This is a genomic window from Leucobacter chinensis, from assembly GCF_019049105.1.
GTDB classification, from domain to species: domain Bacteria; phylum Actinomycetota; class Actinomycetes; order Actinomycetales; family Microbacteriaceae; genus Leucobacter_A; species Leucobacter_A chinensis.
This window is the reverse complement of record NZ_JAHQZR010000008.1, coordinates 8,901-22,585: the sequence shown is the minus strand read 5'-3', so window position 1 is coordinate 22,585 and position 13,685 is coordinate 8,901. Positions and strand designations below refer to the sequence as shown.

Here is a 13,685-nt window from a genome sequence, read left to right as displayed (position 1 = left end):
CTAGTTGGCTGAAGCCTCGCGAACATGTTCAACATCACCCGCGTGCACCGTGAGCAGGCCACCATCGTCGCGCGCTACCGTGAGTGCCCCGTCGCTCTCGAGCGCCCTTGCTCTTCCCACAACCTGCTCGCCCCCCGGCAGGTGAACGCGCACCCGGGTACCCAGGGTCGCCGAGTGTCGAGAGACCTCGTCGATGAGCGCCGAGGGGCGGGTTCGCGCGAGCGAGACGAGCCTACGAAGCTCGGTGAGGTAGCGCACGAGGTATTCGTCGGCGATGCGCTCGCCCTCGGCATCGGCCAGCTGCGTTGCGCCGCGTAATTCGGCCCCCTCGGATAACCATGAGCCGGCCCGCTCGGTCGGGAGCTCCTCGTTCGTGAGAAAGAGGTTCGTTCCCACGCCAATAATCGCGCTGCCATCGGGCAGAAGCTGACAAAGGATGCCGTTGAGTTTGCTCCCGAGCCGCATTTCGGTCTCGGCTGCCGCTCCGGGCGCATCGATCTCGACCTCGCGCATCATGTGCACGTCGTTCGGCCATTTCACGGCAACCCGACGCTCGCTCGCGAAGACCGGCTCGGTGGCCAACACCACCGCTGCCCCCGCGACGAGCGGCAGCCAACTCGCTTCGAGGCCGACGAAACCGCGCACGAGCACAGAGGCGGCGAGGCACTTACCGGGAGGCGTCTGCCAGCCTCGGCCTTGCCTGCCCCGTCCCGCGGTCTGATGCCCCGTCAGCACGAGCGCACCGTCTGGCAGTGCATTGTCGTCGCGCCACAACGCTTCGAGGGTCACGTTGGTCGATGGAGTCTCGTCAAACCAGTACACGGGAGCGCCGAGCGCGCGGGTCTGCTGCAATTTCACGTTCACAAGCCTAGGGCTTCGACCTCATTTTTGTGGGCATCGACCAATGAAAACTCGAATGCTTGAGCGGTTCACTCCCCCGCGACGCATGGGCGCCACGGTAGGCTGGCTGACGTGAATGATGTGAACCCTACTCAGCCTCAGACCACGGCCGATAAAATTGCAGATCACCGTCGCAAGTACCAAGAAGCGGTAGGCGATCGTGACGCGCACGCTGCCGCAAAGCAGCACCCCCGCGGCAAGATGACTGCCCGCGAGCGCATCAATGAGCTTCTCGATCCTGGCTCGTTCGTCGAGTTCGATAAGTACGTGCGTCACCGCACCACCGCTTTCGGCATGGAGCAATCACGCCCCTTCGGTGACGCAGTGGTCACCGGCGCCGGCACGATTCACGGCCGCCAGGTTGTCGTCTATTCACAAGACTTCACCACCTTTGGCGGATCGCTCGGCGAGGTCGCCGGCGAGAAGATCGTCAAGGCGATGGAAAACGCGATGACGAATGGCGTGCCCATCATCGGCATTCTTGACTCGGGCGGCGCCCGCATTCAGGAGGGTGTCGTAGCACTCGGCAAGTACGGTGAAATCTTCCGCCTCAACACGATGGCTTCTGGCGTCATTCCCCAGATCTCAATCGTCATGGGCCCAGCGGCCGGCGGCGCGGTCTACTCACCGGCCCTGACCGACTTCGTCATCATGGTCGACAAGACGAGTCACATGTTCGTGACGGGCCCCGACGTCATCAAGACGGTCACGGGCGAAGAGGTCGGCTTTGAAGAGCTCGGCGGCGCACGAACGCACAACGAGACGAGCGGTGTCTCGCACTACCTCGCGAGCGACGAGCATGACGCGCTCGACTATGCGCGCAACCTGCTCGGCTACCTGCCCGACAACAACCTTGCAGAGCTGCCGATCTACGACACCGATACCGCGCTCGAGATCACCGATGCCGACCGCAAGCTCAACATGGTCATTCCCGACAGCCCGAACCAGCCCTACGATATGAAGACCATCATCGAGGCGATTCTCGACTCGGGTGAGTTTCTCGAGGTTCAGGCGCTCTTCGCCCCGAACATCGTCATCGGTTTCGGCCGCGTCGAAGGCCGCACGGTTGGCATCATCGCCAACCAGCCCAACGCGATGGCGGGAACGCTCAACATCGACGCCGGCGAGAAGGCCGCACGCTTCGTTCGCTTCTGCGACTCGTTCTCGATTCCCATTCTCACCCTCGTCGACGTGCCCGGCTACCTCCCGGGAACCGAGCAGGAGTGGTCTGGTGTGATCCGCCGCGGTGCCAAGCTGCTCTACGCCTATGCAGAAGCAACGGTTCCGCTCGTCACGATCATCACCCGTAAGGCCTACGGCGGGGCGTACATTGTCATGGGCTCGAAGCAGCTGGGCGCCGACATCAACATTGCCTGGCCCACCGCCGAGATCGCCGTGATGGGTGGTCAGGGTGCCGTGAATATTCTGTACCGTAAAGAGCTCGCGGCCGCCGAGGCCGAGGGGCGCGACGTCGAGGCGCTACGCAAGGAGCTCTCAGACGCGTACACCTACAACGTGGCAAGCCCCTTCCTCGCGGCAGAGCGCGGTGAGCTCGACAACGTGCTCGAACCAGCCGGTACTCGCCTCGCCGTCATCAAGGCGCTGCGCGGCCTGCGCGGCAAGCGCACCGAGCAGCCAGCGAAAAAGCACGGAAACATTCCGCTGTAACCCGCACGCCAACGTTTTCGAAAGGCTTGAGAGTCATGTCTGACCTGACCCCCATGGCGCCCGACGCCGCCGAGCGCGATGCGCTCAGGCGCGAGCTCATCGACACCGGTGACGACGTCATTCGGGCAGACGATGTCGAGTTCGTGACCAAAAATCTGAGCGATGAAGAGCAGGCCGCGGTGCTCGCGGTGCTGCTCGCCATGCGCGAGGAGGAGCGCGATCGCGTGCGCCTCGTGGCACGCCGAGACCGCGAGCCGTGGACCCGTTCGCAGCGCACGCCCGAGGGAATCGGCGAGCTACTCAACGGCTAAACCGCGGCTCGCGTGTCAGGGGCCGGTGTTACAGTAGGCATATGGGCCCCAAGGAAGAACTCGAAGCACTGCTCGCGCGAGGCATCGACCTCTCTGTCGAACCACAGGGCCCAGAGGGCGACAGGCCCGTACGCCAGTCGGCCGTGCTGATCTTGTTCGGGCAACTCGATCCGATCGAAGCCGAACCCCTCAGCACCAAGGTCATTACGCTGCCCGACCCAGACAACCCACCGCCCGCATTGACGGTGCCAGCAGACCTCGACGTGTTGCTGCTGCAGCGAGCGGCGCGCATGCGGCACCACCCGGGGCAGATCGCGTTTCCCGGCGGGGGCCTCGAGCCTCAGGACGATGGCCCCATCGACGCGGCACTTCGCGAGGCCGAAGAAGAAACCGGCCTCGACCCCTCCGGCGTTGAGGTGCTCGGCACACTCCCCCAGGTACCGATTCCCGTGAGCAATAACCTTGTCACGCCCGTCGTTGGCTGGTGGTCGCGCCCGAGCGAGATCGCCGCGGTCGACAAGACCGAGGCCGCGAGCGTCTTTCGCGTGCCCGTCGCCGAGATGCTCGACCCACTGGCACGCGCCACCGGCGTTGTGCGACGTGGCGACGTCACCCACCGCTCGCACGCCTTCGAGCTCAGCCCCCGCCTCGGCGGCCACATCGTTTGGGGCTTCACGGGCATTCTGCTCGCGACCCTCTACGACGAGCTCGGCTGGACGATTCCATGGAACCCACGACGTGAGCTCGAAATTCCCATCAGCCAGGTGGGCTAAGCCCTAAACGCGGCAACACCCGCAACTTTCAGAGCACCTCGCCCGTTGTGAAATCACGGTGCGCAGAAACGCAGGGGCCGCAAGCCGCACAAAGCGCTTGCGACCCCTGCGTTCTATGCGGTGCGGCGCCTGCGCTCTGAACGGGCCAGCAATGCCGCGCCCCCGAGCAGGAGCAGACCGGCGAGCACGAGCAACAGGCCAAACTGGCCCGATGCGCCCGTGTTCGGCAGCTCATCGCCCTGGGCTACGGGGGCCGTTGCCGAGTCGTCGAGCTTCGAGTCGGGCGTTACCTCGGTCGGGGTGTCGATCGTGACGACGTTCGTGACGCTCGGGTATGCCTTCTTGCCCACGGTCACGCCGACCGTGAATGACGTACTCTCGCCGGTGGCGAGCCCCTCTTCGAGCGACCAGGTGACCGATTGGCCCTCGACTGTCACCGGTTCAAGCGATGCGTCAGCGTACGTGAGGCCCTCGGGTAGCACGTCGGTGACGGTGATCGGGCCGGGATCGGCGGTTGGGCCATGGTTCGTGACCGTGATCTCGAACGAGGCGTGCTCGCCGACCGTGAAGGTTCCGATGGCCCGCTTTTCGACCTCGAGGGTCACGAGTGGTGGCACTGTGACAGCATCTTCGGCTCGGTTCGGGTGCTTCGAATCATCTTCGGGCTCTGGCTCGGTTGCCCGCACCTCGGCCACGTTCGTCACACCGGGGAACGCGTTCGCCGTGACCAGCGTCTCAATCGTGAGCGGGGTTGCCCGCTCACCCGGGTTCAAGGCCGCGTCGTAGCTCGCGGACACAACGGTCGAACCGTCGACGTCAGGGGTGACACCGGTAATGATCCACCCGGTATTCTCACCCTGCTCGGTGAGAACGGGGCCGGCCTCGCTCAACACGTCAAGTCCCGCCGGAACGGTGTCGGTGACGACGATACCGGTTGCCTGCGAGGGGCCGTGGTTAACGACATCGATGATGAAGGCGAGCGGTGAGCCGACCTTGACAGCGCCTGCCTCGTGCGTCTTCTCGATACCGAGATCGATCTGACGTGCGACGGCGACAACCGCCTCGTCACCGTCGGGCGCCTCACGGCCGGTCTTGGGATCACCGTTCGGATCGAGTGTCTTCTGAGTATCAAGTGCTGCCGTGTTCGTAAGCTCGATTGCGCTGCCTTCGGCGTCGTGTGTTGGCGCATCGGCTGCGAGCCTCACCTCGTACACGAGCTCAACGCTCTGCCCGTTCAGCAGGGTGGTCTCAGCCTCGTTCGTGAAGACGGTGTGGCCCGGGGTGTCTTTCGAGACCTCGGCCTTCCAGGTGTCTACGCTCTCGGGCGCGAGGCCCACGAAACTCATCCCCTCCGACAGCTGGTCGTTCACAACGAGGGGCCTTGTGGCATCGCTCGGGCCGTGGTTTGCAACCACGATGCGGTACCACGCCGTGGTGCCAGCGACGTGCGTGCCGTTGGGCTCGTACGTGACCGTTCCATCATCTGAAACAACCCGCTTGAGTGCCTCTTTCTCGAGGCCAAGGTCGGCGATACGGGAGACCTCGATTGCGGCCTCGTCGCGATCACGCTTCTCGCCTTCGCTGTCGTGCCAGGTCAGCACGGCCTCGTTGGTGAGCGGCTGAGGCAGCGCCGCCGCGCTCTCTGAAATCGCTGCCACGACAGTAATTTCTGAGACGATCGGGGCGTCGGCGGTTGAGACCGGCACGAGACCACCGTTTGCGGTGTACTCGCACGAACCGCTGGTGGCACTCTGCGTCACCGCGTCGCACTGCCAGTCGGCCCCGTCAATCGAGATGAGCGTGAGGCCAGCGGGCAGCTGGTCGACCACCCGAGCGGGAGCCGCCGAGGGGCCGGTGTTTTCGACACTCAGGGTGTACTCGACCTCGGTTCCCGCGACCCATGGGCCTTCGGCAACGGTCTTCGTAATGGCCATCTCGGCGCTCGTGACCACATCGATGAGATCATCGGCGTCGTTGTTGCTGCCGTCGATATCTTCATCTTGAATGACCGTTGCGAGGTTGCGCACCCCTGTCTGGGCACGCATGGTCGAGGCGACATTTGCGGTGTACGCGATCTCGATCGTTCCCGTGACGGGCAGGTCGGCCCCGCTCGTCAGGTCACTCCACACAAGCTTCTGCCCCACGACTTCGGGCTGCTGCACAGCAACCTCTTGGCCGTTAAGCGTGATGCGCTGCACCTGGCCGAGGCTCAACCCCGCGGGCAGAGTATCTTCAACCCGCACCTCAGACGTTGCAACACTCGGGCCGTGGTTCGTGATGCTGAGCAGGTAATCAACGCTCGAACCGGCAACCGCTGCTTCTCCCGCAGCGGGCGAGGTGTGCGTCTTTGCGATCGAGAGGTCGACCGCGCGGTTCGAGCTGCCGTTGTCACGATCTCGCGGCTTATCGTCGGTGTTTTCTGCCGAAGCCTCGGCCTCGTTCACAACCTGTTGGCCGTTCGCGAGGTGCGGTGCCACCTGGTAGGTCACGACAAAGCTCTCGCTTTCACCCGCGACGATGGTTGCGGGGTCTTGGAGCCCGAAGGTATCCCACCCTTCATCGGTCACGCCCGCGGCGTTCGTGCCACCGGCTGCGCGGCTCCAATCGGCGCCGTCAACTCCCTCGTGTCGCAGGTACGTCAGTACAGCTGGCGACTCCTCGACAACCTGAACACCTCTCGCATCAGCTAGGCCGCTCGTGCGCACGGTGATGCGGTAACTTACCTCGGCACCCGGGGTAATCGGCGCAACCTCATCTTGTACAGAAGCCGGCTGCCACACACCCGCGACCTTGACGACGCGAGTCTTGGTGATGCCAATCGTCGTTTCGTTTCCTGGCTCAAACGTCACCGAGTCTTCGTTCGGCTCGTTCGGCTTGGGCTCAGGCGTCACACCAGGTTTCACCGTCGCAGTGTTCGTGATCGCACCGATGTGCGAACTCTTGACCGTGCCGCTCAGCGTCAGCTCGCTCGCCGCGCCTACGGGCAGCGCGGCACCCTGGTAGGTCCAGGTCACGACGTCGCCAGCCTTCGCCGGGAACTCGCTCGGCTTGCCCTCGCGCTTAACGGTAGCGATCCACTCGCCATCAACTTCAGAGGCAGTTACGCCTACGACGCCCTCGGGAACCGTGTCGCTCACAGTGATGGGCGCGTCAGCGCTCGCATGCGAGGGAGACGGGCCAAGGTTCGTGACGGTGAGGCCCCAGGTGACCGGTGAGCCGGCGACCGCAGCCGCCGAGTTCACGGTCTTCGCGATTGTGAGGTCGGCAAACGGGGTCAGCTCTTTGTGCACCGTCGCAGTGTTGGGGTTTTTCGCGTTCTCTGGCAGGTTGCTCGGTGCCTCGTAGGTGCGTCCTAGAACCGATGCCGTGTTCGAGAGTTCGGTGCCGCTTGCGACGGCCCCAGGTTCGACGGTCACATCGGCGACGAGCACGATGCGCCCCTCACCCTCGGCATCAAGCATGGTCTGCTCGTCACCAACGGTAAATTTCTCGCCGTGGTAACGACCAAGAACAGAACCGTTGGTGCCCTTTTCGGCATCATTCTCGCTCGGGTAGTAAGTCGCGACCCACTCGCCCGTCGTAACACCGCTCGGCTCGGTGAGCTTCTCGGTGATCGCGAAAGGGCCGTAGCTATCGTCAGGGCCAGTGTTGCTGACCGTGACGCGCCACTGAGGCTGCTCATAGCCATCGCCTACACGCTGCCCGGGAACCCAGCTGCCCTCAGCGATCGTTTCATCGCCAACGAGCGCGATCGATTCGGTGGTGCCACCAATCGCCTGCTTTTCGAGCAAGAGATCGGCCTCGCGCAGGAACGCGTTGTCACTTGCCTCAGGGCCCGTGTGCTCGCGACTCTTCGTCGCTGTCTGGCCGTGACCGTCGGTGGTTACCGCGCTCACGGTGTTCGTGTGCGGCTTCGATGCGCCGACGCCCGGTTTCGTGGTGGCCTCGGGGTTCTGAGGCACGGCCGTGTAGCGGATCACGATCTCGCGTGCCCCCTCACCAGCGCCGCTCGTGGTGCCCGGCAGGATGGCAGCGGGCTGGGTGCCCGATTCAGTCTCGCTCAAAGCGGTACCAAACGACCAAATCAGCGATCCATCTTTGCCTTTTTCGGGTGCGAACGGCGTGACTGGTTCGCCGCCGACGGTCATGCTCACGACCTCGCCGAAGGCCCAGTTTTCTGGTAGGGCATCGCTCAGCGCCACGGTTTGTGCGTTACCCGCACCAACGTTCTTGGCGGTGATGCGCCACTCGAAGGGTTCGCCGACGTAGGCGGTTCGCGAGTCATCGACCGCAGTTTTCGAGAGCTCGACGAAGGGAAAACGTGTCTCGGCTTCAGCCGTGTCACGCACGCCCTTGTCATTCACGTTCGGGGTGTACTCGCGACCGGCTGGCTTGCCCTTGTCGTCGCGTGGCCACGACTCGTAGCGTTTGACGAGCGCCTCGTTCTTGAGCTTCTCACTCAGGTGCTTCTCGTTGCTCGTGAGCGTGTTCGAGGGGGCAAACGCGCCCTCATAGGTGAGCGTCACTGCGTTTTCAGCGCCGGGAGCAATCGCTCGGTGAAGCTTCCACGTGATGGTCTGGCCATCTACCTGAACCTCACCGTCGGCTGGTTTTTCACCGTTGATGCGAATGCTCTTGGCGTTGATCACGAGACCATCGTGAGCGGTATCGGTTACGACGCTCTCGTACGCAGGGGTTGTGCCACTGTTTTGCACAACAACGCGATACTGCAGCGTTTCGGCGACCTCGGCGCTGACCGAGTCGCGCCACGTACCCTCGCTCGCGAGCGCCACGTTCTTCGTGAGGCTAAGCTTCGGGTCAACAATCGCGACGTCTGCGCTGCCGCGACCGGTCTGCTTGCGCTCAGTGCCGGTCTTGCTGACGTTCCAGCCGAAGACCGCCTGGTTCGTCAGTGTCTTTTGCGCGGGAGTCACGCCGGTGCCAAGGTGCACCTGATAGGTGAGGCGCAGCGTTCTGGCTTCAGCCGACGAGGCGATGTGCCCGTCGTAGGCCCAGGTATGTTGCTGCCCCTTACTCGTGTGCTGCCACTCGCCTCCGAGCACCGTGCCGCCTGAAGCGATCTCGGGACCGCTCACCTTCGCGTCGACGAGGGTGACCCCGGCCGGCAGAGTATCGGTGATAACGGGTTTGTAGTAGCTAATGTTCGGTCGCAATGCAACGTCGACGCGGTACTCGACCGTCTCGCCGACCGGCGCGGTGACCTTGTTCGTAAACGACGAGTCTTCGTCGCTCGCGATGCGCACCTGCTTGCTGAGTTCGGCAGTCGTAGCCGTGATCGTCGCAGAGTTTTTTGCGGATCGATCTCCCCTGCGCACGTCTTTCGCGTTTGTATCAGCAGGGTCGCCAGCATCAAGCGTTTCGGGAAGGGTGAAGCCACGTACCGTTGCCTTGTTGGTAAAGGTTTGGCCCGCTCCCGTTTCTGGCGCGATCTTCGCCGAGTAGGTGAGCTTGGCGCTTTCGGGTACGACCTTGAGCGCTTCGATGGTTTCAGGGCTCCAGGTGATGGTGCCACCTTCGCCGTCGAAAACGTTCTTCGTGAACGTGAGGTCGCTATCGGCAATCGCCTGACCGTTCACCGCGAATGATCCCTTTTCGATGAAGAGCCCCTCAGGAACCTCGTCGACGACCGTGTTGTCGTAACTTGCGACCCTGCCGTTCTCGTTCGCCACGGTGAGGGTGTACTTCACCGTGTCAGAACCGCTGACGTTGACCGACTTGTTTGCGCCCTTGGTGATTTTCAGGGCCGGCTCGAGGTAGGTTACTTTGGCCGTCGTAGAGTCAGCAGTGATCTTGTCTGAGTTCGGCTGAGCAAACTGGTACCTGGCGGTGTTGGTGAGCGTAGTTTTGTTTCCGAGGTTTGGCTTGCGGTCAGCATGCGAGGCATCGGCGTCTGGAACCCAGAGGGTCACCTGAACGCTGAAGGTCTCTGGCTTGCCCGAGTTGTTCGTGTAGCTTTCAGGAAACACGAGCGTTCCGGGTCGCTTGTCGCCCTGCTGCGTTTCATGAAGCGTGAAGCCTTTGCCCACGAAGTCGTAACCTTCAGTCGGGCCAGCGAACACCGCGCTGCCCTCGACGAACTCGTACTCAAGGCTGCCTGACGAAGGTGTCGAAGAGCTGCTGGACCAGGTCAGTGTTCCGTCGTCGGCAAGCTGCGAGCGCTTGACCGTCGTGTTGGCGGGAATCGTGACCGAGTATTCGAAGGTCGCGTGCTCGCCCTGCACGATGGCGTCGTCTGGCCTGTTTGATACGGTGCCTGAGGGGCCTGATGTGTTACTTGGGTCGGTTACAGCGCTGTCGTGTGGCTTCACCTCGGTCGAGACCAGTTTCTTGGCTGTCTTCACGCCGGGCACGACAACGTGCGACGGGTCGGTCGCGAAGTCTGCTGGCACAGGGTACTGACCGTCCTGTGCCGTGCGCTTCACGACTGGCTCACCCTGATCGGGGCGACTGGTAGCAACCGTGTTGCCGCCGTATTGCACTTTGCCCTGAGCGGCACTCTCTGAGACCGTCGGCACGAGTTCGGTCGTGCCTCCACCGTTATTGCGCGCCGAATACTGCGCTACCGAGGCTACGTTCTCGTAGTTCTGAGTGATCTGAGCAGCACGCTCAGCATCGGTCTGTTCGGTGGGCACGACGAGCGTGTAGCCCAGGGTAAAACCGCGCTCGGTTCGTTCTTTCTCACCCTGCGCTTGGGTTGAGCCGGCAACCTGAGCCGACACCTGCCACACGACGAGGCTCCGCTTTTCATCGGCAAGCCCGGGTGAGACCTGGCTCTGAAGGTCTGCCGGAATGTTCTCCCAGTCATACGCATGGGCCGTGAACTCTTCGCCCTGCTTCCACGCGGTCGGGGTCTCGCCCTCGGCCGCGCTCCACAAACCGCCGGTGCCCGTGACCGTGTGATTGGCCGCGTCATAGCCACTCAAGTCAGAGGCGCTCACTCCAGCGGGTAGAAGATCCCACACCTCGTAGTCCTGGGTCGTGGCAGCGGGCGCCGTCACATCGAGACGGTACGTTACTTCGCTGCCCTGCACGACGTTTTGGCCGTCAACATTGCTATTGACGGTTTGCGCATCTGGGTAAACGGGCTTACCGGTCTCGACGCTGTAATCGTTTCGTTCGATGCCCTTGATGAGTCGCACCGACATGTCCTGCGTGACCTCGGCATCGTCCCGCATGAACGAGATCTGACCGTCAACGTTGGTCTGCTGGTACTTCGCAAGGTTCTGCACGACATCGACGTCGCCAAAGGCCTGCGCTTGGACGACCGTGACCTTGAGATAAATATCGAGATCGACCCCGGCCGGCCAGAAGCGATCGGCCGACTCGTGGGGGCCCTGGCCTGCGGGATAGCAGTCGTTCGAGCCAAACTTCCAAGTCAGGTTTCGGGGGTCTTGTTCGTCATCGAGCACGACCTTGCCATTGAAGAGTTCAATGGCCGCTGCCGCGTTTGTGTCGTTCGTCAGGTCAAATGTGCAGGGCCCCAGTTTTGCTGTGGTAATTTCTGAGCCGTCGCGTTTCTTCGGAACCACGCGAAGGTTCTCTGAAGCTTTCCACTCGTTACCCTTCGCGAGACCCGCAGGGTCAAATGCCATACCCTCGGGCAAAAAATCAGTGAGCTGCGGGTTACGCACGTCGGCGCCAGTGGCCGACTGCCAGTGAATCTTGTACCAAACCTCGTCGCCTACCGCGACAGGGGTCTCTTTGCGTTTGACCCACTCGAGATTGGCGTTGGTGATATCGCTGGCCGAAACCGTATCGCTGTTCAGCACATGCTTCGAGATAATCGTATCGGCGGTGCGAACCCTGGCTTCTGAGTCGTCAGACACGTAAAAACCATCGCCCACCGTCGAACCACCGGCGTTGTGAAGACCAGCGATCTCGGGCCGGGGCGTCGTGAGCGCTTCAATTTCAACGCTATTTCGCACGGTGTCGCCTGAGGTCGTCGCACCATTTTTCCCGTCTTTCGAGAGATAAGCACTATTCTGACGCACCGAGTACACTACCGAGGCCTCGGCATTCGGGTTGGCGAGCACCTGCTCATTCTTCTTATCAAACACAAGGTCCTGATAGAAGCGTCCGGTTTCAGGGTCAAAGGCAATGCCGCTCAGTTCTGCCCCCGAGAACGTTGCGTCATCGGTAAACCACTGCTCACCCCACTGGCAGCCGTCAAGACCGGCTTCGGCCAACTTCGTATTCCAGGTCTCCAGGTCGACGTAGTCCCGGCCCTCGAGCGTGTTCGGATCGCCAATCAAGAAGTTGGGTTGCCCTTCACTCCCGTTGACCGCGGCCGATGAGATGTTCTCGGTAATGTCACGCGGGTACGCGGGGCACAGTCCGTTTTCAAGATCGTCGACAAGTCTCGTCGGGCGATCATTCAGCTCTGCACCGACGTACTCGCTCGTTGCAACACGCAGGCGGTAGTCGACGACGCTGCCCTGTGTGAACGAAGCCTCGGAGCCCCAGTCTGAACCTTTGACGCGCACGTCTTTGCGCACGCGCACATCGACAACCTTGACACTCGTTGAGCCTGAGTCTTCGATGCGCTCATCGAGGGCGCTCTCAGGCAGCACACCGTTCCAGGTGCCCTCGGCGATGGCCGTGTTGCGCAGCGTGTTTGCTTTTTTCGCGTCTCGGTTATCTGCATCGGGAGAGCCGTGCCGAGTCGATGCGCCAAGGTTGTTGTCGAGATTTGCTCCCTGCCCCTTCGCCCCAAGCGCCTGCGCTTGTTCTTCGGTGAAGAGCGTGTTCTCAAAGAGCGGTACGCCTGCCCTGTAGCGGATCACGGTCGAGGCCGCTTTACCAGCCCCACCACTCGCGGCTTGCGTGATCGGCGCAACACCGGTGTCTTGCTGGGTCGCGAGCCATTCGCCTACGTTCCAGGTGACTTTCGTGTACACGCCAGCACCCGGAAGGCCGAGCGATTCAGCCTCAGCCGCACTCGCCTCGATCGTTTCGATGCTCTCTTCGTCGAAGCAGTTGTCACCTACCGCTCCGGTCGCAAGAGCACCGGACCCTTCATATTCAGCAGCCCCCTGACCGTTACCCGCGTCGCTCGTACTGTCGGCGATGTCACATGAACCCAGGTACTCAAGACCAGCAGGAAGGTAGTCAACGACAACCGCATCGTGCAAGTTACCCTCTGCCGTATGGTGAACGGTGAGGGTGTAAATCGTGCTCTGCTCATGCACTCCGCGAAGCAGTTCATGTTCGGGGCTTGGTTCAGACTTCGTGACCCTGAGGGCGTTGACCTTTGGTGAAGCCTCGGCTACTGAGCGTGGCGAGGTAACAGCACTCGCCTTCGCGCCTCCCACCGAGCTACTACCCGCAAACATAGGCTTGTAGCGCTCGTTGCTCGAGGCGAAGAGGCTCATGCTGAGCTCGATGTTGTCGCCCACAGCGAAGCCCTTGGCGATCTCTCCCGTGTCATTGGAGTCGACGAGGGGGCGAAGTCGCAAGTTTGTTGAGATTGAAGCCTTCGCGGGCAAATCAGAGAAATTTTCGAATACCGCAAGCTGTTTACCCTCAGGCACGATGCAATGACCCGAGACAGGACCGTCGAGCCCTACGCTCTTGCAGGTGTCGCCAGCTGCGGGGGTGCCTGGCAGTGTGTCGCCTGCCCGATATGTCGCGGTCGGAATAAGCGTCAGCGCGTTCAATGACGCTTCAGGCGCGGTCTCGGCGCTCACAAGTTCAACAGTTGCCGGCAGCAGCAGGCTCGCACTGAGGTTGTAAGTCGCATTGGCGCCTTCAGGGTTTGAGAACGTGACATCAACCGTAAGGTCTTCACCCAAGATGTGTGTTTCTTGCGGCGTGAGTATGACCTCTGGCCGCGGCTCGTCAGCGAGCGCACGCTGAGCGCCGACCCCGGCAGTTACAAGCGTTCCCGCCACGATCGCAGCGATCGAAGCTCCGGCAATAGCCGAGCGGACAGCATTCTTTTTAGGCGCCGTGATAGCGCCAGTATCTGTATGCAACAAAAAGCATTCCCCTACGTTTGTACGCGCGAGAAAAC

5 protein-coding genes are annotated in these 13,685 nt (G+C 62.2%); 3 read left to right on the top strand and 2 right to left on the bottom strand.

Going from position 1 to position 13,685, the window contains the following annotated elements; translation table 11 throughout:
- Nucleotides 1-858 carry a biotin--[acetyl-CoA-carboxylase] ligase gene (locus tag KTJ78_RS09660; RefSeq protein WP_217135128.1) on the bottom strand — a complete coding sequence of 286 codons (858 nt, stop codon included), beginning with the start codon at nucleotides 856-858 and terminating at the stop codon, nucleotides 1-3.
- 114 nt (nucleotides 859-972) lie between these two features.
- On the opposite strand from KTJ78_RS09660, the gene KTJ78_RS09655 reads away from it, so the two are divergent.
- From KTJ78_RS09655 to KTJ78_RS09645, 3 genes are read left to right on the top strand one after another with little or no spacing between them, the layout of a single operon-like run.
- The gene (locus KTJ78_RS09655) at nucleotides 973-2,568 is read left to right on the top strand and encodes an acyl-CoA carboxylase subunit beta (protein WP_217135125.1); all 1,596 of its coding nucleotides are present in this window, start codon (nucleotides 973-975) and stop codon (nucleotides 2,566-2,568) included.
- A 35-nt stretch (nucleotides 2,569-2,603) separates the two neighbouring features.
- Entirely contained in the window at nucleotides 2,604-2,879 is a 276-nt protein-coding gene (locus KTJ78_RS09650) for a hypothetical protein (protein ID WP_217135123.1), read from the top strand.
- Nucleotides 2,880-2,920: 41 nt separating this feature from the next.
- Nucleotides 2,921-3,652, top strand: coding sequence for an NUDIX hydrolase (locus KTJ78_RS09645; protein WP_217135121.1), 732 nt, complete (start codon nucleotides 2,921-2,923; stop codon nucleotides 3,650-3,652).
- A 113-nt stretch (nucleotides 3,653-3,765) separates the two neighbouring features.
- Here the strand turns inward: KTJ78_RS09645 and KTJ78_RS09640 are convergent, their stop codons facing one another.
- Nucleotides 3,766-13,647 (bottom strand): isopeptide-forming domain-containing fimbrial protein, encoded by a 9,882-nt coding sequence (locus KTJ78_RS09640; protein WP_217135119.1) that lies wholly within the window; start codon nucleotides 13,645-13,647, stop codon nucleotides 3,766-3,768.
- Nucleotides 13,648-13,685 lie beyond the last annotated feature (38 nt).

What these genes read in the sequence shown, in the direction of transcription:
- KTJ78_RS09650 (WP_217135123.1), top strand. Translation starts at nt 2,604, where the DNA reads ATGTCTGACCTGACCCCCATGGCGCCCGACGCCGCCGAGCGCGATGCG.
- KTJ78_RS09645 (WP_217135121.1), top strand. Translation starts at nt 2,921, where the DNA reads ATGGGCCCCAAGGAAGAACTCGAAGCACTGCTCGCGCGAGGCATCGAC.